Source organism: Actinomadura sp. NPDC049382 (genome assembly GCF_040677125.1).
GTDB classification, from domain to species: Bacteria; Actinomycetota; Actinomycetes; order Streptosporangiales; family Streptosporangiaceae; genus Spirillospora; species Spirillospora geliboluensis.
The window spans coordinates 1-23,809 of the sequence record NZ_JBFARO010000099.1 but is presented as its reverse complement, the minus strand read 5'-3'; the positions used below and the strand labels follow the sequence as shown (position 1 = coordinate 23,809).

The 23,809-nt window shown below is 73.7% G+C and carries 21 protein-coding genes, 1 rRNA gene and 1 pseudogene; 10 read left to right on the top strand and 13 right to left on the bottom strand.

Annotated elements, in window-relative coordinates:
- Window positions 1–29 precede the first annotated feature (29 nt).
- The 3 genes from AB0K34_RS35395 to AB0K34_RS35385 form a co-directional block, all read right to left on the bottom strand.
- Complete coding sequence (locus tag AB0K34_RS35395; RefSeq protein WP_301176688.1) at window positions 30–806, bottom strand: ABC transporter permease; 777 nt, start codon at window positions 804–806, stop codon at window positions 30–32.
- Window positions 803–1,780: an ATP-binding cassette domain-containing protein gene (locus AB0K34_RS35390; RefSeq protein ID WP_301176690.1), complete on the bottom strand. Its 978-nt coding sequence runs from the start codon at window positions 1,778–1,780 to the stop codon at window positions 803–805. The genes AB0K34_RS35395 and AB0K34_RS35390 overlap by 4 nt, the downstream gene beginning before the upstream one ends.
- Before the next feature lie 142 nt (window positions 1,781–1,922).
- Entirely contained in the window at window positions 1,923–2,564 is a 642-nt protein-coding gene (locus AB0K34_RS35385; protein WP_364553210.1) for a PadR family transcriptional regulator, read from the bottom strand.
- Between the two features lie 103 nt (window positions 2,565–2,667).
- Here AB0K34_RS35385 and AB0K34_RS35380 point away from each other — a divergent pair, with 103 nt between their 5' ends.
- The 3 genes from AB0K34_RS35380 (at window position 2,668) to AB0K34_RS35370 (ending at window position 5,399) form a co-directional block, all read left to right on the top strand.
- Entirely contained in the window at window positions 2,668–3,573 is a 906-nt protein-coding gene (locus AB0K34_RS35380) for a hypothetical protein (RefSeq protein WP_364553208.1), read from the top strand.
- Window positions 3,574–3,654: 81 nt separating this feature from the next.
- Window positions 3,655–4,692 carry an MBL fold metallo-hydrolase gene (locus AB0K34_RS35375; protein WP_138634623.1) on the top strand — a complete coding sequence of 346 codons (1,038 nt, stop codon included), beginning with the start codon at window positions 3,655–3,657 and terminating at the stop codon, window positions 4,690–4,692.
- A gap of 68 nt (window positions 4,693–4,760) precedes the next feature.
- Window positions 4,761–5,399 carry a pyridoxamine 5'-phosphate oxidase family protein gene (locus AB0K34_RS35370; protein WP_364553206.1) on the top strand — a complete coding sequence of 213 codons (639 nt, stop codon included), beginning with the start codon at window positions 4,761–4,763 and terminating at the stop codon, window positions 5,397–5,399.
- Between the two features lie 57 nt (window positions 5,400–5,456).
- Here the strand turns inward: AB0K34_RS35370 and AB0K34_RS35365 are convergent, their stop codons facing one another.
- Window positions 5,457–5,645, bottom strand: a complete 189-nt coding sequence (locus AB0K34_RS35365; RefSeq protein WP_138634617.1) for a DUF5302 domain-containing protein — start codon at window positions 5,643–5,645, stop codon at window positions 5,457–5,459.
- A gap of 146 nt (window positions 5,646–5,791) precedes the next feature.
- Between AB0K34_RS35365 and AB0K34_RS35360 the strand changes: the two genes are divergently transcribed.
- Window positions 5,792–7,186 carry a cytochrome P450 gene (locus AB0K34_RS35360; protein WP_138634614.1) on the top strand — a complete coding sequence of 465 codons (1,395 nt, stop codon included), beginning with the start codon at window positions 5,792–5,794 and terminating at the stop codon, window positions 7,184–7,186.
- A gap of 79 nt (window positions 7,187–7,265) precedes the next feature.
- Entirely contained in the window at window positions 7,266–7,664 is a 399-nt protein-coding gene (locus AB0K34_RS35355; RefSeq protein WP_240807234.1) for a DUF2795 domain-containing protein, read from the top strand.
- A gap of 12 nt (window positions 7,665–7,676) precedes the next feature.
- Here the strand turns inward: AB0K34_RS35355 and AB0K34_RS35350 are convergent, their stop codons facing one another.
- From AB0K34_RS35350 to AB0K34_RS35325, 6 genes are all read right to left on the bottom strand, one after another.
- Entirely contained in the window at window positions 7,677–9,650 is a 1,974-nt protein-coding gene (locus tag AB0K34_RS35350) for an aconitate hydratase (protein ID WP_364553204.1), read from the bottom strand.
- A gap of 6 nt (window positions 9,651–9,656) precedes the next feature.
- Window positions 9,657–11,213, bottom strand: coding sequence for an FAD-dependent monooxygenase (locus AB0K34_RS35345; protein WP_301177471.1), 1,557 nt, complete (start codon window positions 11,211–11,213; stop codon window positions 9,657–9,659).
- 120 nt (window positions 11,214–11,333) lie between these two features.
- Window positions 11,334–12,935 carry a long-chain-fatty-acid--CoA ligase gene (locus tag AB0K34_RS35340; protein ID WP_301177472.1) on the bottom strand — a complete coding sequence of 534 codons (1,602 nt, stop codon included), beginning with the start codon at window positions 12,933–12,935 and terminating at the stop codon, window positions 11,334–11,336.
- A gap of 81 nt (window positions 12,936–13,016) precedes the next feature.
- Window positions 13,017–13,880: a hypothetical protein gene (locus tag AB0K34_RS35335; protein ID WP_301177473.1), complete on the bottom strand. Its 864-nt coding sequence runs from the start codon at window positions 13,878–13,880 to the stop codon at window positions 13,017–13,019.
- Window positions 13,881–13,950: 70 nt separating this feature from the next.
- On the bottom strand, window positions 13,951–15,252 hold the full coding sequence (gene murA / locus AB0K34_RS35330; protein ID WP_138639507.1) for a UDP-N-acetylglucosamine 1-carboxyvinyltransferase: 1,302 nt from the start codon (window positions 15,250–15,252) through the stop codon (window positions 13,951–13,953).
- 82 nt (window positions 15,253–15,334) lie between these two features.
- Window positions 15,335–15,724, bottom strand: coding sequence for a nuclear transport factor 2 family protein (locus tag AB0K34_RS35325; protein WP_301177474.1), 390 nt, complete (start codon window positions 15,722–15,724; stop codon window positions 15,335–15,337).
- An 87-nt stretch (window positions 15,725–15,811) separates the two neighbouring features.
- On the opposite strand from AB0K34_RS35325, the gene AB0K34_RS35320 reads away from it, so the two are divergent.
- From AB0K34_RS35320 to AB0K34_RS35310, 3 genes are all read left to right on the top strand, one after another.
- Window positions 15,812–16,579, top strand: coding sequence for a helix-turn-helix transcriptional regulator (locus tag AB0K34_RS35320; RefSeq protein ID WP_301177475.1), 768 nt, complete (start codon window positions 15,812–15,814; stop codon window positions 16,577–16,579).
- Window positions 16,576–17,451, top strand: coding sequence for an aminoglycoside phosphotransferase family protein (locus tag AB0K34_RS35315; protein WP_301177476.1), 876 nt, complete (start codon window positions 16,576–16,578; stop codon window positions 17,449–17,451). The genes AB0K34_RS35320 and AB0K34_RS35315 overlap by 4 nt, the downstream gene beginning before the upstream one ends.
- Window positions 17,452–17,674: 223 nt before the next feature.
- On the top strand, window positions 17,675–18,175 hold the full coding sequence (locus tag AB0K34_RS35310; protein ID WP_301177477.1) for a tetratricopeptide repeat protein: 501 nt from the start codon (window positions 17,675–17,677) through the stop codon (window positions 18,173–18,175).
- Here AB0K34_RS35310 and AB0K34_RS35305 read toward each other — a convergent pair.
- Entirely contained in the window at window positions 18,172–20,664 is a 2,493-nt protein-coding gene (locus AB0K34_RS35305) for a hypothetical protein (protein WP_301177478.1), read from the bottom strand. The genes AB0K34_RS35310 and AB0K34_RS35305 overlap by 4 nt on opposite strands.
- Before the next feature lie 47 nt (window positions 20,665–20,711).
- Between AB0K34_RS35305 and AB0K34_RS35300 the strand changes: the two genes are divergently transcribed.
- Window positions 20,712–21,638 (top strand): hypothetical protein, encoded by a 927-nt coding sequence (locus tag AB0K34_RS35300; RefSeq protein ID WP_301177479.1) that lies wholly within the window; start codon window positions 20,712–20,714, stop codon window positions 21,636–21,638.
- Window positions 21,639–21,796: 158 nt separating this feature from the next.
- Window positions 21,797–22,231: pseudogene (locus tag AB0K34_RS35295) on the top strand (alpha/beta hydrolase-fold protein); the annotation flags it as partial.
- Window positions 22,232–22,411: 180 nt separating this feature from the next.
- Here the strand turns inward: AB0K34_RS35295 and AB0K34_RS35290 are convergent.
- Window positions 22,412–23,497, bottom strand: coding sequence for a DUF6461 domain-containing protein (locus AB0K34_RS35290; protein WP_301177480.1), 1,086 nt, complete (start codon window positions 23,495–23,497; stop codon window positions 22,412–22,414).
- A 217-nt stretch (window positions 23,498–23,714) separates the two neighbouring features.
- Window positions 23,715–23,809 (bottom strand): 5S ribosomal RNA (gene rrf, locus AB0K34_RS35285); the annotation flags it as partial.

Below are 23,809 nucleotides of genomic sequence, written 5' to 3'. Positions count from 1 at the left end.
GAGCACGACCGGGCCTGCGCACGGACGGGTCACCGGGACTTCTGGTAGCTCCTCACCGAGTAGGTCGCCAGCGCCACCGTCGCCGCGGCCAGGGCCAGCAGCCAGGAGCCGTGCAGGGCGGCCGACGGCCAGTCCGGGTCGGCGGACAGGGCCGCGCGGGCGGTGTCGAGCGCCCAGCTCACCGGATTGGCGGCGGCCACGTGCCCGATCCAGGACGGCATCAGGTTCGCGGGCATGAACGCCGAGGACAGGAACGTGAGCGGCAGCAGCAGCATCACGTTCAGGCCGATGATGGTGTTGCGGTCCCGCACGAGCAGCGCGAGCGTGTTCGACAGGGCCGCGAGGACGATGCCGATCAGCACCGAGGCGGCGACCAGGACGGCCAGGCCCGCGGGGCCTCCCGGGTAGTCCGCGCCGGCCGCCCAGCCCAGCAGGACGATCACCAGGGACTGGAACGCCGTGCTGAGGGCCTGCTCGACGACGCCGGCGTGCACGATCGCGCTGCGGCGCACCGGGGTGACGAGGAAGCGGTCGAGGGTGCCGCGCTCGATCTCGTCCATCGTCGCCATCCCGGCGAAGGAGTTCAGCGACACCGCGTTCATGACCACGACGCCGGGGACGATGTAGTCCAGGTAGGACTGGGCGCCGAACCCGGGGAGCTCCGCGACCCGCTTGAACAGCTCGCCGAACAGGAACAGCCAGATCATCGGCTGCGCCAGCGTCATGACGAGGACGGCGGGGTTGCGCAGCAGCGCCGTCAGGCGCCGGTGGGTCATCCACCAGGTGCCGGTCACCAGCGCGGTCATCGGGCGCCTCCTGCGGTCGCGGGCTCGGCCTCGGCCAGGCGGCGCCCGGCGTAGCGGAGGTAGACGTCGTCAAGCGAGGGCCGGGCGACGGTCGCGGTCGCCGCGGGGACGCCCGCCTGGTCGAGGGCCGCGAGGACGGCCGGGACGGCGGCGGCGCCGTCACCGGTGCGGGCGCTGAGGCGCGGGCCGTCCAGGACGATCTCGCGGACGCCGGGGAGCCGGCCGAGCGCCTCCCGCACCACCGGCTCCGGGGGCGCCTCCGGCCAGGCGACGTGCACGGCGTCGCCGCGCAGCTCGCCCTTGAGCCCGTCGGGGGTGCCCGTCACGACGACGCGGCCCCCGTCGACGATCGCGACCCGCCCGGCGAGCCGGTCGGCCTCCTCCAGGTAGTGGGTGGTCAGCAGGATCGCGAGGGCGTCGTCGCCGGCGAGCCGGGCGATCTCGGCCCACAGGGCGGCGCGCGCCTCGGGGTCGAGGCCGGTGGTGGGCTCGTCGAGGAACAGCACCCGCGGGCGGTGGACGAGGCCGAGCGCGACGTCCAGGCGCCGCCGCATGCCGCCCGAGTAGGTCTTCACGCGGCGCGCCGCCGCGTCGTCCAGGCCGAAGCGGGCGAGCAGCTCGGCGGCCCGCCGCCGCGCCCGCGCGCCGGACAGCCCGTACAGGCGGCCCTGCAGGACGAGGTTGTCGCGGCCGCTCGCCTCCGGGTCGGCGCCGGACTTCTGCGCCACGACCCCGATCAGCCGGCGGACCCGGTCGGGCCGGCGCAGCACGTCGTGGCCCGCCACGGCGGCGGTGCCCGCGTCCGGCCTGATCAGCGTGGTGAGGATCTTGACGGTGGTGGACTTGCCGGCCCCGTTGGGGCCGAGCAGCCCGACGATCTCGCCCTGGCCGACGGTGATGGACAGCCCGTCCAGGGCCCGGACGTCGCCGGGATAGGTCTTCACGAGGCCCTCGGCCTCGATGGCGTGCGCCATGGTTCCTCCGTGCTCGACGGAGGGGTCCCGGATAGGCTGGAGATGCGTGCTCGCCGCCAGGGCCCGCTCCGTGCGGATCTTCGGTGGTGGGTTCTCCGGCCCGGCGGCGGTGTTGCCGCACCGCCGCCGGGCCGCTTCCGCGCTACTCCTGGGGGGCTCCCCTCTCCGCCATCTCGGCGATCTCGGGCGGCAGCTCTCCGGTCCGGTGGAAGGCGCGCCACATGTCGAGGTGCGGCAGGGTGCCGTCCTCGATCTCGGCGAGGAAGCCGCGCACCCACGCGGCCTCGGCGCGCCTGATCGCCAGGTCGTACTCCTCCTCGATCAGGAAGATGCGCGGCACCTCGGCGGCCGCGAGCCCCTCCTCGTCGGCGGCGATCTGCCGCTCCAGCGCGTCGAGGCGGCGGCGCAGCAGGACGGCGACCTCGTCCGGGCCGAGCGCGCCGAGGACCGACAGCCCCGCCTCGAACCGCGGCACCTCGCGCTCGGGCACGGCGATCAGCTCGCGGACCCAGTCGGCGAGCTCCGCCGTGCCCGCGTCGGTGATGCGGTAGACGGTCCGCTCCGGCCGCGCCCCTTCACGGACGCTGCCCTCGACGGCCAGGAAGCCGTGCTTCTCCAGGTTGCCGACGACCGTGTAGAGCGACCCCCACTTGATGTCCATGTCGCGGTCCTTCCCGCGGGCGCGCATCACGGCGGCCATCTCGTACGGGTGCATCGGCTTGGCGGAGACCGTCGACAGCACGGCGAGGCCGAGGAGGTTGCCCACCTTGCGCCGCTTGGCCATCCCCGGCCTCCTCGTCCACGAATACTCGTTTGCGAGTATAGGTCGCGGCCTCCGCCCCGTCCAGACCCGATCCGGGCGGCGCGCCGCGGGGTAGAGACCAGGCGTGGACTTCAGCAGCGCGGCCGACGAGCTCTACGGCGTGCCGCCCGCGCGGTTCGTGGAGACGCGCAAGCGGCTCGCGCGGGAGGCCAAGGACGCCGGCGACGCCGCCCTCGCCAAGCGCATCGGCGCCCTGCGCCGCCCGACGCTGTCGGCCTGGGCGGTGAACCTGCTCAGCCGCTCCGCCGCCGGGGAACTGGGGCGGCTGCTGGACGTGGGCGCCGAGCTGCGCTCGGCGTGGGGCGCCGGCGGCGGCCTGCGCGACCTGGAGCAGCGCCGTGCCGAACTGGTCGCCTCGCTCGTGCGGACGGCGGGCGACCTCGCGGCCGAGGCGGGCGGCGACCTGCGCGAGCAGGCCGTCCGGGAGGTCGAGGACACGCTGCAGGCCGCGACCGTGGACGCGGAGATCGCCGACGACGTCCGGGCGGGACGCCTGGCGCAGCCCCGCAGCCACACCGGTTTCGTCCCCGCCGGCTTCCCGATGGCACCGCCGGAGAGGAAGCGCGCGAAGCCCGAGCCGGAGCCGGAGCCGGAGGAGGCGCCCGAGCCGGAGCCGAGGAAGAAGGAGAAGGAGGAGCCCGAGCGGCCGAGGCCGACCGTGACGCGGACGAGCGCGGCGCGGGCGCGGCGCGCCGAGACGCTGCGCAGGCGCGCCGAGGAGGCCGAACGCAAGCTGGCCGAGCGCACCGAGCGGGCGGACGCCGCGAAACGCGAGGCCGGCGAGGCGTCCGCCGAGGTCGGGCGGCTCCGCCGCGAACTGGAGCGCGCGACCGCAGACCGGGACGCCGCGGCCCGCCGGGCCGAGCGCGCCGAGCAGCACCGGGCGCGGGCGGAGGAGGCCGCGCGCGAGGCCCGCACGGCCGCCGCCGAGGCCCGCCGCGCCGCCGAACGTGACGCGCGGCACGGCTGACCGGCCCCCCGGCGGCGTCGCGGGCGTCCGGCATCAAGTAGGTTCAAGTAGAACGTGATTCGAGGATCAAGGGGGCGCGCGGTGACGGCACCGGTCGTGGAGCAGCCGACTGACTGGACCGAACCGGGCGCTCATCCGGTGGTGCCGGGGGTGCACCGGATCCCCCTGGCGCTGCCCATCCCGTCGCTGCACGCCGTCAACGTCTACGTGATCGAGGACGACGGCGGCCCCGTCGTCGTCGACTCCGGCTGGGCGATGCCCGACACGCGCACGACCCTGGAGAAGGCCCTCCGCTCGCTCGGCCACGGGCTGGACGACGTCGCGCAGTTCCTTGTCACCCACGCGCACTGGGACCACTACTCGCAGGCCCTCGCGCTGCGCGAGTCGTTCGGGACGCGGGTGCGGATCGGGCGCGGCGAGCGGCCGTCGATCGAGGCGTTCGACGTCCGGCGGGGCCTGCACCCCCGCCAGGTCGAGATGCTGCGCCGCTGCGGCGCGGACGCCCTGGCCGCCGAGATCGCCGGGATGCCGGTGGACCGCTCCGAGCGGGACATCCCCCACACGCTGCCGGACGCCTGGCTCGACGACGGCGAGCGCGTCGGCCTCACCGTCCGGGACCTGGACGTGTTCGCCACGCCGGGCCACACGCGCGGCCACATCGTGCTGCGGGACGCCGCCGCCGGGCTGCTGTTCGCGGGCGACCACATCCTGCCGCACATCACCCCGTCCATCGGGCTGGAGACGGAGCCGGAGCGCAAGCCGCTGCGCAGCTACCTGGAGTCGCTGCGGCTCGTCCGCGACATGCCGGACACGCTGCTGCTGCCCGCGCACGGCCCGGTGAAGCCGAGCGTGCACACCCGGATCGACGAGCTGCTGGAGCACCACGCCGAGCGCCTCGACGCCGCCGCCGCGCAGGTCCGGGCGGGCCGCGACACGGCGTTCGCGGCCGCCGAGGCGATGCCGTGGACCCGCCGCCGGCGCAGCCTCGCCGACCTGGACGCCTTCAGCCGGATGCTGGCCGTCCTGGAGATCGAGGCGCACCTGGACGTGCTCGCCGACCGCGGCGTCCTCGACGTCCACGAGGAGGGCGGCGTCCGCCGCTACGCCGCGAAGCGCTGACCCGCCCGGAGGCGCCCGAGCACCGCCGGGTTACGCTGATCGCCGGTCTCCCAGCGGAAGGAGCGGCGATGACGGTCGCCCCCGAGTTCACTGCGATCACGTCCGCGGCGGAGCTGCGCGAGCTGCTCGGCGCGCCGATGCGGCGGGCGATCGACAAGGAGCGCGTCACCCTGCACGCGTGGGACCGGGAGTGGCTCGCCCACTCCCCGCTCTGCCTGATCTCCACCAGCGACGCCGCCGGCAACTGCGACGTCTCCCCCAAGGGCGACCCGCCCGGGTTCGTGCACGTCATCGACGACACCACGATCGCCATCCCGGACCGGCCCGGCAACCGCCGCGCCGACGGGTTCATGAACGTGCTGAGCAATCCGCACGTCGGGCTGATCTTCCTGGTGCCGGGGCGCGGCGAGACCCTGCGGATCAACGGCCGGGCCACCCTCGTCCGGGACGCGCCGTTCTTCGACGAGATGGTCGTCCGCGGCCACCGGCCCGCGCTCGCGCTGATCGTGGACATCGAGCAGATCTTCTTCCACTGCGCGAAGGCGCTGATGCGCTCCAAGGTGTGGAAGCCCGAGACGTGGGACCCCGAGTCGCTGCCGGCGCACGCCCGGATCGTCAAGGACGTCCAGTACACCGAGGAGACCCTGGAGCAGTTGGAGACCCACTACTCCGAGGCGAACTACGACAAGAAGCTCTACGGGAGCTGACCGGCGGTACGAAAGGACCCCCGCGCTTCGCGCGCGGGGGTCGGACGGTGGTCGCGGTCAGCCGCTCTTGCGCCGGAACTGCCGCTGATGGTCGGCGCGGTCATGCGCGCCGCGCACCTTCGAGCCGTTCCTGCCGGTCGCGCCGGCGTTCTTCGCCGCCGCTCCGCGCTTGCGCTCCAGGGCCTCCCGGAACCTGCGCTTGACGTCGTCCTCGCCTTCGGCGGGTTCTCCTGACGTTTCGGCCATGCGGACCTCCAGCTCTCTTAGGGGCACCTCCCAGCCTCACACATCGCGCGGGGATTCGGCCATCCGGGTCCGTCCGAAAGATCATTTTGGGCGATTCCACCGCAATCAGCGTCGGCGGCGAACGATCTCTCCTATGGTTTGTGCACGTGGAGCCCCAGACGCCGCAGGCAGACCCCGCACCCGCGCACCCCCCGCTGGAGGCGCTCGCCGTCCAGCCCCTGCTGAACCGCGACTACGAGTCCCGCCCCGCGGTCTTCTACGAGCGGCTGCGCGCGGAGTACGGACCGGTGGCGCCGGTGGACGTCCTCGGCGTCCCGGCGTGGCTCGTGATCGGCTACACGCAGACGCTCGACATCATGCGCGACGCCCGCGGGGTCTGGAGCCGCCGCGTCGAGAACTGGCGCCAGTACCGCGACGGCGCCGTCCCGGCGGACTGGCCGATGCTGCCGGTGGTGCTGTCCGACAACTCGGCGTTCCGCGACGGCGCCGACTCCACCCGGCTCCGCAGCGCCTGGAGCGAGGGCCTGCGCCCCTTCCAGGAGCGCGCCCGGCCCGAGGCGAAGGCGCTCGAACTGGCCGTCCGCCGGTACGCCGACGAGCTGATCACCGTGCTGTCGGAGAGCGGCGCGTCCGGGTGGGCCGACCTGTCCGCCCAGTACGCGCGCCCGCTGCCGCTGATGGTGATCGGCCGGCTGCTCGGCACCGCCGCCGACGGCGACGACGAGATGATCATCGACCTGTGGCGGGTGATGGACGCCGGCCCGGACGCGCAGGAGGCGTCCGACCGGCTGCACGCCCGGTTCGCGGACGTGTGCGCCGCGCGCGTCGCGTCCCCCGGAGCCGACCTGCCGTCCTACATGCTCGCCGCCGTCCCCGACCTGACCGCCGAGGAGCTCACCCGCGAGATGGCGATGCTGTCGGGGCTCGTCGGCGACGTCACCGGGACGCTGATCTGCAACACCATCACCGAGGTGCTGATCGGCGACACCGGCGCCCGCGACAGCATGTCCGCCGGCATGATCCAGGAGGCGATCAACCGGGCGGCGGCGGCGAACCCGCCGATGGCGAACCTGTCGTTCCGGTGGGCCAAGGCGGACGTCCGGCTCGGCAAGTTCCAGATCGCGGCCGGCGACCCGGTCATGGTGTCGCCCGCCGCCGCCCACCTGGATCCGGCGTTCACCGGCGCCACGGCGCCGGACTCGATCTACTCCTCCCGCGCCCACCTGGCCTGGAGCGCCGGCCCGCACGCCTGCCTCGGCCGCGACCTCGCCACCACCATCACGACGATCGCCGTGGAGCGGCTGTTCGACCGGTTCTCCGCGCTGCGGCTCGCGCTGCCCGCCGACCAGCTCCCCTGGCGGTCGTCCCCGCTGATGCGGGGCCTGCGGTCGCTGCCGGTCAACTACGAGCTGGCCGGTCCGCCGCCCGAGCCGCACCCGGCCCCGCCCGCCGCCGAGGAGGCCGCGGAGGACACCGCACCGGACGAGCCCGCCGAGAACTCGCTGGCGCGGCGCGTCCTGCGGCTCATCCGCCGGTCCTAGCCCGGCCGGGCACGGGGCCGTCCAAGATCGGCCGCATGTTTGGACACGGCCGCCCGGGAACGCTCTTCCCATGCCAGACATGAGCGACAAGCACGGACCGAGGGCCGATGACGAGATCGGCCGCGAGACGCACGGCATGGTCAGCGGCGGGCACTCCACCCACGCCGAGGAGTTCAAGGAGCCCGAGCCGTTCTCCGACGACTACCCGGCGGACCCGAACGCGTCCGCCGCCGGGGACCGCGAGGGCTCCCCGCCCGGCATGAGCGCGCGGGACGTGGAGGGCCGCAGCGCCCTCGCCCGGATGCTCAGCGGCGTCCGCTACCCGGCCCGCCCGAACGAACTCGTCCGCCACGCCGCCGAGGCCGGCGCCCCGGACGAGGCCGTCGACCAGCTCCGCACCCTCCCGAAACGCGAGTACGAGAACGTCGCCGACATCGCCGAGGAACTCGGCTACGGCCGCGAGGAACGCCGCTACTAACCACCACCTCCGCTAGGACTGGCGAGGGCTGCGGGTGCGGGTGCGGGTGCGGAGAAGGGGGATCTGGCCGCCGGCGGCCACCAGGTCTCGCTGGCGCGGGGACAGGCGGTGCCGTGCCCGGTACGTCTCGTTCTTGGTGGTGTTGCGGACGTCGATCTCGGTCCCGGCCTTCAGGGCGTCCCGGATGTTCTCCACGCGCAGCACGTCGCCCTGCTCCACGCGGTCGTAGTCGTCCTCGGCGGTGAATTCGAGGGGCAGGATCCCGAAGTTGACGAGGTTCTGCCAGTGGATCCGCGCGTACCCGCGGGCGAGGACGAGCCGCAGCCCGAGGTGGCGGGGCGCGATGGCGGCGTGCTCGCGCGACGAGCCCTGGCCGTAGTTGCGGCCGCCGACGACGGCGTGCGGGCCGGTCTCGCGGGCCCGGTCGGGGTAGTCCTCGTCGAGCTGGACGAAGGCGAAGTCGGCGAGCCGGGCGATGTCGCTGCGGAACGGCAGGGCCCGCGCGCCCGCGGGCAGGATCTCGTCGGTGGACACGTCGTCGCCGACCTTGATGGCGACGGGGATCTCCAGTTCGTCGGGGAGCGGGTCCAGTTCCGGCAGGACGCCGATGCTCGGCGCCTTATCCAGTTCGACGCGGCGGGCCTCGTCCTCGGGCGGCGGCGCTTCGAGCATGTCGCGGTTGACGCTGGAGGCGGCCGGGAGGCGGACGGCCGGCGGGTCCGTGCCGAGGTCGCGCGGGTCGGTGATCCGGCCGGTGAGCGCGGCGGCCGCGGCGGTCTCCGGTGAGCACAGCCAGACCCGGTCGTCCTTGGTGCCGGAGCGGCCGGGGAAGTTGCGCGGCATGGTCCGCAGGCTGTTGCGGCCGATCGCGGGCGCCTGCCCCATGCCGATGCAGCCCATGCAGCCGGTCTGGTGGATGCGGGCGCCGGCCTGCACGAGGTCGGTGGTCGCGCCCATCCGGGTGAGGTCTACGAGGATCTGCCGGGACGTCGGGTTCACGTCCAGCGACACCCGCGGGTGCACCTGGCGGCCCTTCACGATGGCCGCGACGGACGCGAAGTCGCGCAGCCCGGGGTTCGCCGACGAGCCGACGACGACCTGGTGGACCTCCTCCCCCGCGACCTCCCGCACCGGGACGACGTCGCCGGGCGAGCTGGGGCGGGCGATCAGCGGCTCCAGCGCGGACAGGTCGATCTCCTCGGTGACGTCGTAGGACGCGTCCGGGTCGGCGGTGATCTCGGTGAAGTCGTCCTCGCGGTCCTCGGCGCGCAGGAACGCGCGGACCTGCTCGTCGGCCGGGAACACCGTCGTCGTCGCGCCCAGCTCGGCGCCCATGTTGGCGATGACGTGCCGGTCCATCGCGGTCAGCGCGGCGAGGCCGGGCCCGTGGTACTCGATGATCCGGTTGACGCCGCCGCGCACCCCGTGCCGGCGCAGCATCTCCAGGATCACGTCCTTGGCGCTGCACCAGGGCGGCGGCTCCCCGGTCAGCCGGACGCCCCAGATCTCCGGCATCGTCACGTGCAGCGGCTCCCCGGCCATCGCCATCGCGACCTCCAGGCCGCCGACGCCGATCGCGAGCATGCCGAGCGACCCCGCCGCGCAGGTGTGGGAGTCGGAGCCGACCATCGTGGCGCCGGGCACGCCGAACCGCTGCATGTGCGTCGGATGCGACACGCCGTTGCCGGGCTTGGAGTACCAGAGCCCGTACCGGCGGGCGGCGGACCGCAGGAAGATGTGGTCGGCCATGTTGCGCTCGTCGGCCTGCAGCAGGTTGTGGTCGACGTACTGGACGGACACGTCCGTGCGGACCCGGTCCAGGTCGAGGGCCTCCAGTTCCAGCATCACCAGCGTGCCGGTCGCGTCCTGGGTGAGGGTCTGGTCGACGCGGATCCCGATCTCGGCGCCGGGCCGCATCTCGCCGCTCACCAGATGCGAGGCGATCAGTTTGCGGGCGACGTTACGGCCCCCCGTGCCGTCTGCCATGCTCTCTCAGCTCCTCTGCTCCTTGCCGTCGCCCGGGACGCTCCCGATCCGGCGGGGTTCGTGGACGGCGCGGTCGGCGGGCGGCCCGCACCAGTGGCCCAGCGCGTCGCGGATCTCGGCGGCGCGCCGGTCGGGGGCGGTCTCGTCGGTGGCCCAGGCGATGTAGCCGTCCGGCCGCACCAGCGCGGTCGTGCGGGTGGCGCCGCCGGCGAGCGCGCAGTGCACCCGTCCCGCCCACCGCTTCGTCGCCAGGTACGTCACGGCGGGGTCGTTCGCGGCGACGACGAGGACGAACATCCCGTCGCCGAGCAGCTCGTACAGCCGGGGCGGGCTGCCCGCCAGCGGCACGTCGGGGGCGCGGCGGCCGGCGAGCCGGTGCGCCCCGCGCGGCGCCGGGTAGGCGATGTCGATGCCGGAGACGGCGCCCGCCAGCCGCCGCGCCACCGGCCGGACGTGCGTCGCCGCCCACGCCGCGGCGCCGCGGGCCGCGCGCAGCCAGCGCGGTTCGGCGAGCGCGAACCGCAGCAGCGCGCCGCTGCCCCGCAGGACCTGCCGCCCGACCGGGTGCCGCTCCTCGTGGTAGCTGTCGAGCAGCCACGACGGCGCCCATCCGCGCAGTTCGGCGGCGAGCTTCCAGCCGAGGTTCGCCGCGTCCTGGACGCCGGTGTTCATGCCCTGCCCGCCCGCCGGGGAGTGGACGTGCGCGGCGTCCCCGGCGAGGAACACCCGCCCGACCCGGTACCTCGGGACCTGCCGTTCGTCGCTGTGGAACCGGGACGTCCAGCGCGGGTCGCGCATGCCGTGGTCGCTGCCGAGCGCGCGGCGGACGACCTCGCGCAGCTCGGCCATGTCGACGGGCTCGGAGTCGGGCGCCTGGTGCCGCCGGTTCCAGGCGATCACCCGGTACCAGCCGTCGCCGAACGGGGCGATGAACGCGAACGCGTCGCCGACGGCGCCGACGGTCAGGGTGGCGGCGGGCGCCTCGTCCAGCCGGACGTCGGCGAGCATCACCGAGCGCACCGCCGCGCGGCCGGGGAACGGCAGCCCGAGCTCCCGTCGGACGGTGCTGCGGACCCCGTCGGCGCCCACCACGTAGGAGGCGCGGCGGGTCGAGGTCTCGCCGCCGGCGGTGCGCACGTCGACGTCCACGCCCGCGGCGTCCTGGCGGAGGCCGGTGACCTCGGCGCCGTGCACGATCTCCGCGCCCGCGGCGAGCGCCCGCTCCTTCAGGACGCGTTCGGTCTCGTACTGCGGGACGACGAGGACGAACGGGAAGCGGCCGGTCAGCCGCGAGAGGTCGAGGGCGGTCGCGCCGAGCAGCCGCAGCGCGCCTACCCGCGTCCCCGCGGCGATCAGGTCGGCGGCGGCGCCGCGCGCGTCCAGGGTCTCCAGGGTGCGGGCGTGCACGGCGAACGCCCGCGTCAGGGTGCTCGTCTCCTCGGCGCGGCGTTCCAGCACCGTGCAGCCGATGCCCGCCGCGGCCAGGTCCCCCGCCAGCAGGAGCCCGGTCGGGCCCGCCCCCACGATCAGCACGTTCCCGGTCGGCCTCCCGGTGGGCGCCATCACGCTCCCCTCTCGACGAACGGCCGGCGGCCCGGCCCTCGCGCAGGGAACACTTCCCACGAACGGCCCGTCCTCACCCTGACGGGAGGCCCGATGCGGCAGGGGTTCCCGGCTTCCGGATCACCCCTGGACACGGCTGTCCCGCCCGGCCCACTCGCGCTCCCGGAGCTGGAACTTCTGGATCTTGCCGGTGGACGTCTTCGGCAGCTCGGCGACGAACTCCACCGTGTCGGGCGCCTTGTACCGGGCGAGGCTCTCCCGGACGTGCCCGATCAGCTCGTCCCCGGTCGCGGCGTGGCCGTCGCGGAGCACGACGAACGCCTTGGGGCGCTCGCCCCATTTGTCGTCGGGCACGGCGACGACGGCGACCTCCAGCACGGCCGGGTGCGAGTCGATGGCCCGCTCGACCTCGACCGTCGAGATGTTCTCGCCGCCGGAGATGATGATGTCCTTGGACCGGTCGCGCAGCTCGACGTAGCCGTCCGGGTGGCGGACGCCGAGGTCGCCGGAGTGGAACCAGCCGCCGCGGAACGCGTGCGCGGTGGCCTCCTCGTCCCGGTGGTAGCCCCTCATGACGTTGTTGCCGCGCATGACGATCTCGCCGAGCGTCTCCCCGTCGGCGGGGACGTCGGCCATGGCGTCGTCGACGACGCGCAGCCCGTCCGTCTGGACCATGCCGACGCCCTGCCGGGCCAGCAGCCGCGCCCGGTCGCCGGTGGGCAGGCCCGGCCAGCCGGGCTGCGGCTCGCACACCGAGTACGGGCCGTAGGTCTCGGTCAGCCCGTAGACGTGCACGATGCGCGCGCCGAGCCGCTCCATCTCCCCGATGATCGTCGGGCTCGGCGGCGCGCCCGCCGTCGTGACCGTCAGCGGCCGCTCCAGCGGATGCGCCTCCGCCGCGTTCGCGATCGTGACCAGCACGGTCGGGGCGCCGTTGAGGTGGGTGACGCCCTCGGCGTCGATGAGCCGCCACACCTCGGCGGCGGCGACGGCGCGCAGGCACACCTGCGTCCCGCCGATCGCGGCGAGCGCCCACGGCGTGCACCAGCCGTTGCAGTGGAACATCGGCAGCGTCCACAGGTAGACGCTGTCGGGCGTGTGCCGGGAGTGCAGGACTTCGCCGAGCGCGTTCAGGTAGGCGCCGCGATGGGTGTAGACGACGCCTTTGGGACGTCCCGTGGTGCCGGACGTGTAGTTGATCGAGATGGCGGCGTTCTCGTCGGGGACGTCCCAGGGCGGCGGGTCGTCGGAGCCGCGCGCCAGCAGGTCGGCGTAGCCGGTGCCGCCGACCGCCGGGTCGGCGTCCGCGCCCGGCGCTGGGATCGTGACGACCTGCGGCAGGCCGTCGGCGACGGGCGCGATCGACGGGTGCAGGGCCGCGTCCACGACCAGCGCCTTCGCCCCCGAGTGGTCGAGGATGTAGCGGATCTCGCCGGGCGCGAGCCGCGTGTTGATCGCGACGAGCACGGCCCCGGCCAGCGGCACGGCGAAGTGGGCGACGAGCAGCTCGGGGACGTTCGGCGCCAGGTAGGCGACCCGGTCGCCGGGCTCGATGCCGGACGCCCGCAGCGCGTGCGCCAGCCGGGTCGCCTCGGCGGCGAACTCGGCGTAGGTGGCGCGGCGGTCCCCGTGGACGTAGGCGGTCTTGTCCGGGAACACCTCCGCCGACCTCTTGAGGAAAGCGAGCGGGGTGAGCGCCGTGTAGCCCGGGCCGTTGTCCATCGGGAGCCTCCGGTGCCGTCTGCTGAGCGCGTCCGGCGCCTCAGCGCGGATGGGACCCTTCATGCTCCCACGGCGGCGGGCTCAGCCCACGGCGTTGCGGGTCAGGATGGAGACGGCCTTGACGGTCTGATGGCCGCGCCATTCCAGCTCGGCGGCCGGCGAGTAGCTGGCGAAGTCGACGCGCCAGCCGCCGTCGTCCTGCTGCTCCTCGTCGAGGCGCCGCAACTCGGCTTGCACCACCTCGTCCTTGAACAGAGCCCTGGCGGGGCGTCCGGGGTAGGGCGCGAAGTCGAGGGGCCGCATCATCTCGTCCTCCAGGCCGCCTTGGACGTGCACGCAGCCGCTCTCCGGGATGTGCCTTCCGAGCGCAGCGATGGTCGCGGTGTCCTCGACGGCGTCGGCCAGCCAGAGCGTGAACGCCAGCTCCAGCGCGTGCAGGTCGTCCTTCGCCCGGACGGTGTCGAGGCAGTAGCGGGTCGCCCGCTCCAGCCACGGATGCCCGGCGACGGCCTTGTCGTGGACGCCGACACGGTGCGCCATCGCGGCGACCACTGCGGTGATCTGCAGCGAGGACGACCCGGTGTCGGCGCCCGCCCAGAACGGCGCGCACCCGGCCGGGTCGGGCACGGGCAGCGCGAACGGGACGCCGCCGTCCGGCAGCGCGACCGACTCCAGCCAGTCGCAGAGCGCGGCGGCCTCCGGCGCCGTGGCGGGCGCCAGTTCCTCGAAGACCTCGAAGGCGTGCAGGGCCGGGCTCAGCTGGCTTGTCCGGGACCGCAGGTCGGGCTCCAGCCCGTGGCCGTAGCCGCCGTCGGGGTTCCGGTAGGCGTTCAGCGCGGACAGCAGCGCGTCCCCGTCACCGTCCCCCGTCACCTGCTCGAAACGGCGCCGGTCGAGAAGGCGCGCGTGCGTGGCCATGAAGTCGGATGCCTTGTCGATGTCCATGGCTCCAGCCTGGCCGCCGCGCCGGCATCCGTCTTGTAGGTTTCGGCCATCACCGGGTAAGGAGCGGCCGCTACCCCTCCCGCAGCGCGAGGCCCAGCGCCCGGAACTGCTCGACCGGGCGGTGGTAGCCGCGCTCGATGTGGTGGACGCCCCGCAGCGTGGACGGCCCCTCCGCGACGGCCGCCGCGAGCACCGCCGAGAACCCGGCCCGGATGTCGGGCATGGTCACGTCCCCGCCGCGGAGCTTGGTCACGCCCCGCACCACGGCCGAGTGCAGCGCCGCCGTGTCGTGGTACCGGCAGGCGGGCCCGCCCAGGCAGGTGTCGTAGACCTCTATCTCCGCGCCCATGCTCTGCAGCGCGGGCACGTACGCGAGCCGGTTCTCGTACACCGTCTCGTGCAGCACCGACATGCCCTCGGCCTGCGTGAAGAGCACCATCAGCGGCGTCTGCCAGTCCGTCGCGAACCCCGGATGGGTGTCGGTCTGCACGGCCGCGGGGCTCAGCCCGTCCGGCGCGGACGCCATGATCCAGTCATCGGTGATCTCGAACTCGGCGCCCATCCGGGCCAGCGTCGTGATCGCGGTGACGAGCCGGTCCTGCGGGCAGCCGTGCACCCGCACCTCTCCCCTGGTCACCAGCCCGGCCACCAGGTAGGAGAACGCCTCGATGCGGTCGCCGTCCAGCCGCGTCTGCGCCCCGCTCAGCCGCTCGACGCCCTCCACCACGATCCGCCGGTCGGGGGCGAACGAGATGCGCGCGCCCATCCGCTGCAGGAACAGCGCCAGCTCGATGATCTCCGGCTCGGTCGCGGCGTTGCGGATGACGGTCTTGCCCTGCGCCCGCACCGCCGCCAGCAGCACCGTCTCGGTGGCGCCGACACTCGGGTACGGGAGCTCGACACGGGTCCCGACCAGCCGCGACGCCCGCGCGTGGATCCCGTCGGCCTCGTGCGTCACCTCGGCCCCGAACGCGCGCAGCGCGTCCACGTGGAAGTCGACCGGGCGCCGCCCGATCGGGTCGCCGCCGACCAGCGGCACGAACGCCTCGCCCGCCCGGTGCAGCAGCGGCCCCAGCATCAGGATCGGGATGCGGTTCAGCCCGGTGAACGCCTTGCCGACGCTCGGGTCCGCCACCGGGCCCGGCACCACCGTGACGTCACCGCCGGAGCGCTCCACCGTCATCCCGATGTGCTCCAGCATGCCCGCGGTGATGCCGACCTCGCCGACGTCCGGCGCGTTGCCGATGGTGCTCGGCGTCTCGCCCAGCATCGCCGCGACCATGTGCTTGCTGACCGCGTTCTTCGCCCCGCGCACGGTGACGTCCCCGCGCAGCGGCCCCGACGGCTCGATCTGCCAAAGCTTCTCAGTCACCCGTGCAGCCTACGGCGTCTCCGCCGCCGACCCGCCGGGCATCGCGTCAGCCGTCGAACGCGCCGACCGGGGCCGCGCCGCGCTAGTTCTCGCCGGGCTCCCACCAGCTCAGGTTGGCGGTGGCCCGGGCCACCGGCTCGATGATCTCCCACGCCTCGGCGATCAGGTCGCCGTCGACGCGCAGGATGTCGACGATCGCGACCTCCGGGCCGCCGTCGGGAAGGCGGCGCCGGGAGTACATCACGACGTGGTCGCCGTCGGCGAGCACGTGCTCGATCTCGACCTGCATGCCGGCGAGCGGGACGAGCGCCGCGCGCACGTTGGCGAGCCATTCCTCCTTGGTGGACGTGGTCGCGTCGGGCCGGTGGTGGACGAAGTCGTCGCGCAGGAACGCCCCGAAGGCGTCGACGTCGCCCGTCCCGATGAGTTCTCCGAGTGCCTGCTGAACGAGGTTCTTGTTCGCTGTGGTCATGGACGCAGTTTTTCCGGGGTTCGCGTCGCTTGTCGATGAACTCCCATTTCATGGCGTCCGGCGGCGCGCTGAGTACCCTCGATGATCGTGGAAACGTTCGGGGAGCTCTTGCGCGGGTGGCGGCACCACCGGCGGCTCAGCCAGCTCGACCTCGCGATCGCCGCCGACGTCTCGGCCCGCCACGTCAGCCTGGTCGAGACGGGCAAGTCGAACCCGAGCCCCGCCATGGTCCTGCGGCTCGCCGAGCATCTCGACGTGCCGCTGCGCGAGCGCAACCGGCTGCTGCTCGCCGCCGGCTTCGCCCCCCGGTACCCCGAGCGGCCGCTCGGCGGCGACGCGCTGCCCGCGGCACGGGACGCGGTCGCCAGGGTGCTCAGCGCGCACGAACCGTATCCGGCGCTGGTCTTCGACCGCCGCTGGAACATCCTGATGACCAACCGCGCCATCGAACCGTTCTTCGCGACCGTCCACCCCGACCTTCTGCGGCCCCCGGTCAACCTGATCCGGCTCGGCCTCGACCCGCGCGGGTTCGCTCCCCTGGTCGTCAACCTGGCCGATGTGCGCGCGGTCTTCCGCTCCAGGATCCTCCGGCAGCTGGCGAAGGCCCCCGACCCCGAGCTCACCGCGCTCTACGAGGAGCTGCTCGCCCCGGACGACCCGTCCGGCACGTCGATCGACGCCGACGTCGTCATCCCGATGATCATCCGCATCGGCGGCCGGGAGGTGCGGCTCTTCTCGACGATCACCACGTTCGGCACGCCGATGGACATCACGCTGGACGAGATCGCCATCGAGTCCTACTACCCGGCGGACGCCGAGAGCGCCGCCTACTTCACCCCTCCGGACGTCCGATGACCGATGCGCAGCCGCCCACCGAGGCCCTGGCGTGGGCCGCCGAGGCGACCGGCGGGCCGGTCCATGCTGTCCGCCGCCTCGCCGGCGGCACGCACGCCGCCACGCACCTGCTCGAAACGCCGCTCGGGCAGGCCGTCCTGCGCCGCTTCCCGCCCGGCGACACCGCCGCCGTGAACGAGGCCCACGTCCTCGAAGTCCTGGACGGCCTGGACGGCTGGGCCCCGCGCCTCCTCGGCGCCGACCCGCACGGAGCACGCTCCGGGCAGCCCACGGTACTGATCACCCGCCTCCCCGGCCGCGCCGACATCACGTCCGTCGACCCGGGCGCCGCCGCCGTCCAGCAGGGCCGCGTCCTGGCCCGCCTCCACGCCATCCCCACCGCGCGGCTCACCGGCTTCCGCGACGGCATGGCCGCAGCCGGCGCCTCACCCCACCGCGTGGCCGACTCGGCCCCCGGTGCGCCGCTCCTGGCGGCCCACGGTCACCGCCTCACCGAAGCCGAACCCGTCCTCACCCACTACGACTTCTGGGCGGGCAACGTCCTGTGGCAGGGCGACACCCTCACCGGCGTGGTCGACTGGTCGGGCGCGTCCCTGGCACCGCGCGGCTTCGACGTCGCCTGGTGCCGCCTCGACCTCGTGCTCCTCCACGGCGCGGCCGCTGCCGAAGCCTTCACCGACGCCTACGAGGAGGCGGGCCGCCCTGTCACGGACCTTGCCCTGTGGGACGTCTTCGCCCTCACCAACTCCCACCGGTCAGTCGAAACGTGGCTCCCCAACTACCACGGCCTGGGCCGGACGGACCTCACCCCGGACGACCTGCGCGAACGCCACACCGCCTGGACCGAGACCCGCCTCGCGGCCGCTTCCTGAGAGCCGTGACCCGACGGCCTGTCGCGGGCCGACCGGGCTCCGGTGGCGACTCCGCCTCGGTGGCCGCGCCGGTGCAGATGTGTGGGTTGGCACCGACGCGACCATGATCCCGACCTGTGTCGAGCGGTCCAATTGTGCCGCATGGCAGGTTGCAGCACCGTTGCGGCCCCCGCGATCACGGCGGCGTACCCGCCACCGGCACCGGGCCCCTATCCTCACAAGCATGATCACCCCCGATTGGGAGCGGCGGATCGCCGATCTCTGGGCCGCGTTCGACGACCACGAGCCCGCCGGCTTCCTCGCCGAGATGGAGGCGCTGACCGGCGAGCTCCCGCCCGGCGACCCGGTCGCCGAGTACGAGCTGGCGTCGGCGCACGACTCGATCGGCGACGAGGCGCGGGCCGCCGTCCACTACGAGCGGGCGTTCGCGGCCGGGCTGGACGGGACGCGCCGGCGCGAGGCGGCCGTCCAGTACGCCAGCACCCTTCGCAACCTGGGCCGGGCCGAGGAGAGCGTCGCCCTCCTGACCGCCGAGCGCGACGCCTGCTCCGACTCTCTGGACGACGCCGTGACCGCGTTCCTGGCGCTGGCGCTCACCGACCTCGGCCGCGAGAGGGAGGCGGTGTCGCTCGCCCTCGGCGCGCTCTCCCGCCACCTCCCGCAGTACAACCGCTCGCTCGCGAACTACGCGAAAGCCCTTATGTCGGACGAGGCCGCAGGCTAGCTCCCCTTTCCGGCTGACGCCTTCGCGCGGACGTCCCGGCGGGCCCGCGCCAGCAGCCGGTCCGGGGCGTCCGCGTACGCCCATGCGCGGTCGGGGGCGCCGGTACGGCCGACCTGGACGAAGTGGCGCCGGGCCCGGTCGTGGTCACCGGCCCGGTAGAACGCCGCACCGAAGATGTGGTGGGCCTCCAGGTTCCGCGGATGGGGTCGCTCGGCGGACAGCCACCGGTCGGCGGCCTCCACCAGGGCGGCGTGCACCGAGGGCCGGGCCAGGTAGCCGTTCAGGTCGTCCCAGGTTCCGATCTCGACGCCGATCTCCAGATGCGCCACCGCGAGCACCGCGGTGACCGGGTCGCCGGGCTCGGCCGCGGCGACGGCCGTCTCGGCGAAGTCGAGCACCTCGGCGTCCGAACCCCACCATTTCTTGCAGAGGACCTGCGAGCGGGAGATGTGACCCGCGTAGAGGGACGGGTCCCGCGCGGTGAGCTCCCGCCAGACGCGGTCGAGTTCGTCCCGTTCGAGCTGCATGCCGAGGCCGTGCCACTGGAGCCTGTCCCAGGGGACGGGGTCGGCGGGCAGCAGCTCGGCGGCACGGTGGAGCGGAGGGCCCGCGAGGGCCAGCAGCCGCCAGAACCGGCCGAACCGCTCCGCTTCGACGTACTCGGCGCGGTAGGCGCTGCGAGCCTTCCACGCCTCGCCGACGCGGGTCGAGCCGAGCCACAGGCACAGGTCCGGGTCGGCGGGGTCGGCCGCGGACAGCTCCGCCAGGCGCGCGCCCTGCCCGAGCGCGGCGTCGGTGAGGTTCTCCAGGTAGAGGCAGCGGGTCTCGGCGTCGTCGCGGGTGCCGGCCAGCAGTTCCAGGCCCGCGTGCAGGTCGCCGCCGCGCACCTTCGGCAGCGCCGCCGCGAGCACCGCGTCCCGCCAGGCGGGCTCACGCCGCCGAGCCCTGATCTTTCCGGGCAGCCCGAAGACGGTCGCCACCACTCCGGCCCGCGCCGCGCCGCTCTCCGGGGCGTCCGGCTCGGCCACCGGCGCCCCGATGCGGGCCGGGACGCCGTCGGCGGGACGCTCCGGCATGCGCACGACCGCCTCGGCGGGCCCATACTGGTCGACGTCGGCGACCGCGTCGGGGCCCCCGTTCCAGATGTTCGGCTCGACCCTGACCATCAGGCCGTCCAGGCCCACCAGCACGCGTCCCCCGTCCGGCCAGGCGAGCACGGCGGCGCACTGGTCGAACCGGACCGTGGCCATGGCCGGGCCGGTGAGCGAGGTGGCCCCGTCCCGGCCGACGATCAGCCCGCGCTGCACCTCGTCGGGACGGGTGTGGATCCGGCCGTCGACCGCGACCGTCGAGCCCACCGGCGCCGGGGCGAAGCGCGCGCCTTGCGGCTCCTCGTCCAGCGGGAGCATCAGCAGCGCGGTGTCGAGCATGGTCCGGCCGACCTCTTGGACGTCCTCCGGCCCGACCTCGTCCTGGGCGGCGAGGGTCTCCTCCAGCGTGCGCTGCGGCGCCCCCATCAGTTCGGCCACGCACGAGGCCATCGGCAGCGAGGCGCGGGCCTCGTCGGAGGCGCTCCGGGTGCGTCGCACCGTCACCAGTTCGGCCAGTTCGGCCGCGTCCACCGGCTCGGCGGCGAGGCGTTCGATCTCCGCCCGGAACCGCTCCGCCAGTTCCGGACGCGCCTCGGCGAGCCCGTCCGCGAACGCGAGTATCTCCGCGGTGTACCCGGGGCGCGCCAAGAACTCGACGCTCGTCGTGTAGCTCAGCGCGTTCTCCCGCCGCAGCACGCGGTGGAGGCGGCGGCCGAGGATCTCGCCGTAGATCCCGGCGGCGGGGCCGCGCGGCACGATGCCGGTCAGCGCGACGCCGTTGACGTCGGTGTTGAAGTACGCGGGCGTCCGGGGCAACGCGCTGGTCGGTTCCGGGCACGGTCGCCGCTCGCCCTCGGGAAGCGGCAGGGCCAGCCCTTCCGGCGGAGGCCCGCCGATGAGCGCGAGCGCCGCGTTGTTCCTGGTGAACCAGCGCGCCGTCCATTCCTTGACGTCATCGGACGTGACAGCGCCGAGACCGTACTCGGGATAGGCGGGCAAGCCGTAGGTGGCCGCGCCGTAACGCCACAGCAGCAATCTGCCCGCCAGGCCGGGGTCGCGGCTCTCGGCCTCGGTCCGCAGGATGTTCTTCTCCGCTTCGAGGCGTTCCATAGGAGGTGCGCCCAGCGAATGGCACACCGCCGTCAGGAAGGCGGCGACTTCGTCGGGCTCGCCATGCGTGACGAACGTCGTCGTGGTGGCGTCGACGGCGCCATTGTGGTGATAGTCGGCATCGCCGACGGCATGCAGCACCAGATGCTCCACCAGGTGGGTGAGGCCGCCCCTCGCGAGGGTCTCGTCCGCCCGCCCCACACGGAACACCAGCGCCGCCCGATAGTCATCGCCCGGCACGCCCTCGTTCCAGAACACGGGAACGCCGTCGATCTCGGTCCGCGTCACGTCCAAATGATCTCCCTTTCCAGGCCGCAAGATCGTACAATTCGCGGGTGCCGAAGAAGGTGACATATCGATATCGGGTGCCGTTCGCGACGTCCTGGCGCTCGTATCTGGTCCCGATCGGGCCGCTGGCCGTGCTCGTCCTGCTCACCGCGCTGTTCTGGGGAACGCACCACGCGCTGCTCACCGCCAGCACGGTCGACGCCGTCCGGCCGGGGAGCGTGCCCGGGGAGCTCCGCCCGGTCCTCTGGGTGGACGAGGGCCTGCGCTACCGGGTCCACGTCGTGGCGGCCGCCGAGGACCCCGGCACCTGCACGCTGGCCGGGCAGAAGGGCACCTACCCGGTGAACCTGGACCGCGCACGGCACGACGGCGACGCCGCGGAGATCAAGGGATACCGGTGGGTCGGGGCGTTCCGCGCGCCCGCCACCGACTACGTCGCGGTCACCTGCGAGCGGTCCAGCGAAGCACTTCGCGTCAAGGTGGACGCGCCGGGAGCGAGCCTGCTGGTGGCCCTGCTCGTGTTGTGGCCGCTGCTCCTCATCTGGACGGTGGTCAAGCTCTGGCGGATCCGGCGGCAGAGCGCGGGGCGCACCCTCATCCGGCGCCCGCCCGACCCGCCGGCACGCGCGGCACGGGCTGCCCTCGCCGCGGGCGACCGGGCTCAGACCACGGTGTACTTCCGCAACGGCACCTTCGTCCCCGCCGGAACCCGCGAACCGGATCCGGCGGCCGCCTTCGCCGAGGAGCGGCTGACGGCCCCCCGCGACCCGGACGACTTCCGTACGGCCCCCGCCGACGACGGCGGCAAGCTGGTCATCTTCCCGGACCTCACGGTGTATCTCGCCCCCGGCGAGATCAAGCACGCCGGGACGGCCGATCTCGGCCGCCAGGCCCTCGCGAAGATCCGGCTGGACGCCCGGACGCCCGAGGTGGCACGCGTCCGTGCGGCCGAGGACCTCGCCGCCCGCACCTGACCCGCAGCAGGACGCCCGGCGCCGAATTCCTGACCACCGCGCACATCGCGCAGACGACCCTGGCCTACTCGCTGCGGCAGTTGCGTCCCATCGCCGTCGTCGGCATCTCCCCCTCCACCGGCGGCCCCGAGCGGCCGACCGCCCAGCGCGTCCGGAACCTGACGCCGACCAGCGCCACGTCCCGCTACCTGCGCGGCCAGACCCCGCACGGGACGGGCGGTGCCGACGCGATGCTCGACCTGATCCACCAGGTGATCGCGCCGTTCGTGGAGTCGACTCATCCGCTCGATCCCGGCGATCGGGGACTCGGCGGCTTCTCCCTGGGCGGACTGTTCACCTGCTGGGCCCTGACACGCCGTCCGGAAGGATCCCGCCGGTTCCTGGCGGTCAGCCCATCGCTCTGGTGGGACGACCAGCTGCTGCTCGACGGACGCCGGTCGCCCGTCGCAGACCGGGCGGCCGGCGACGTCTACCTGGCCGTGGGCGAACGGGAGAACAGCCCCGTCCGCGGCTGGCCGATCCTGCCCGCCGCGATGCAGGAGACCTTATCCGGGCTCGACATGGTCACCGACCTGGCGCGATTCACCGCCCGGCTGCGCGAGCACCCGGCCCTCAAGACCCACAGCGAAGTCATCCCGGACGAACAGCACGCCACCGTCTGGCCGGCGGCCGTGACCCGCGGCCTCGTCCACCTCTACCGCACCGCCCCCCTGACCAGCCAGGGTCACCGCCACCAGCACGCAGACGGCTGGCGTCTGGACCGCCAGTTGGGCTCAGGTCAGGTTCGCGTCGCCGCGGAGGGCGTGCAGGACGGCACTCTCCTGAGCGGGGTCGCGGAGGCCGGGCGGGCCCTGCGTGAGCGGGCGGAGCACGGCGCGGGCGGCCGCGTGCGGCTCCGGCCACAGCGCGGCCCTCAGTGCCTCCGCGAACCAGCCAAGCAGGGACACCTCGGTCCGTTCGTCGTCGCTCATCTCGGAGCGGTCGAACGGAGCGTTGAGCGACCGCGCCGCCTGACGTGAGCGCGTCAGCCAGGACCGGACACGCATGCCGAGTTCGGACGTGGGTGAGACCTCGACCGGCTCGCCGCGCTCGGCCGCGGCGACCGCCTCGGCCAGGCCGGGGGTTCCGTCGACGCCGAGGACCGATGCCAGGCGCATCGCCTCGCGCGCGGCGACGGAGCGGAGCACGTGCGGCGGGGCGGCGTCGAGAGCCGCGATCATTTCGGGGTCCGTGGGACCATGGCCGAGCCAGGGCTCGGCTGCACTGAACCACGGTTCGATCTCAGCGGACAGGAGCCGCCCGGAGAAGGCGTCCCGATGCGGAAGCACGCCGGTGATCAGACCCGCGAGAAGGAGGGCGGGGACGTAGGCGCGCGACACAAAGTCGTCTTCGTCATCGAGGTCCGGGTCCAGGCCCGCCGTGCGCATCTTCCCCAGCAGGCGGTCAGGTTCGCTGCCCCAGCGGCGACCGGGCCAGGTGGGCTCGAATCCGGTGACCAGCGTCCCATCGACGGCATAACCGAAGCCATGGTCGGCGTAGTCGTGCCGCTGCACCGACACGGCCTCGGTGCCCCGGGACAGCGCCTTGAGCAGTTCAATGAGCGACCCCTGGTAACCGTCAGGCTCGATCAGGATCGTCCAGGCACCGAGGTCCAGAGCGAATGCGACGTTCGCATAACCCGCCTCGTAGGACGCGTACATTTCGCTCGCCTCCTGCAAGGTACGGCGGTGAAACGTGTCTTGGAGGCCGCCCAGACGCAACAACGCCTCGGTTTCCTCGACGCCTTTGATGAAGGTGAAGCAGTAGATCTCGTTGAACGACTCAGCCCACTTGATGTCGTCGTACGAGACGTTGAGCATGGCTCCTCCGAAAGGGTCGGCGGCACGGCCCGTAGATCACCTCGGCAGCTTGTGCCGCACGGGATCCGTGTGACGCCATCCTCCTGCGAGCCACTGACAAAAATGGCCCTCGCGATTCACCTCGTCGCGGGGCCACGCTCAACCACCCGGCCTCGATCTGCTGGGCCAGAAATGAGAAAGGCCCCGCCGAAAACGGCGGGGCCTTCCTGCAATATGTGTCCGGCGGCGTCCTACTCTCCCACACGGTCTCCCATGCAGTACCATCGGCGCTGAAGGGCTTAACTTCCGGGTTCGGGATGGGACCGGGTGTTT